At 48.7% G+C, this 591-nt stretch carries 1 protein-coding gene; it reads right to left on the minus strand.

The window, feature by feature from the left end; translation table 11 throughout:
• Positions 1 to 591 (minus strand): VCBS domain-containing protein (locus R7Z47_RS25930; RefSeq protein WP_318130906.1); only part of this gene is annotated, 591 nt, incomplete at both ends.

Below are 591 nucleotides of genomic sequence, written 5' to 3' on the forward strand. Positions count from 1 at the left end.
CGTTAATCCTGCTACAGGGTTCATCGAACCATCGAGTTGATAGCTCACCACTCGGTCAGAACCTTCAGTTGTGGTGAACTTGCCATCAATAGAAACAACGCCATCTTGAGCAGAGCCAATACTCGTTAAATCGTCTTCATCCACTGTAATGGCATCGACGTTTGTGATGGTCGGTTGGTCATCGACGATAGTCACTGGGATCACCGCAGAGCTGGTGTCACCATCAAAGTCCGTTGCGATGATTGGGAAGTTCAGCGTTAGCTCGTCGCTATTAATAGCGTGATCGATTGGGCCTTCCAACGTGAAGTTGTAAGAGCCATCAGCGTTCACTATCAACGTAAATACTGGATTGCCATCTGCCGTCGCACTGTAAGTGAAGCTGCCGTCAGCATTTGCCGTTTCTACGAGTACAACCGCTTCGCCGTGCGATGTTAATCCTGCTACAGGGTTCGTCGAGCCGTCGAGTTGATAACTCACCACTCGATCAGAGCCTTCTGTTGTGGTGAATTTACCGTCAATAGAAACGACACCATCTTGAGCAGAACCAACGCCCGATAAATCGTCTTCATCAACCATAATGGCATCGACGTT

Source organism: Vibrio sp. 1641, from assembly GCF_033339995.1.
Classification (GTDB): Bacteria; Pseudomonadota; Gammaproteobacteria; order Enterobacterales; family Vibrionaceae; genus Vibrio; species Vibrio alginolyticus.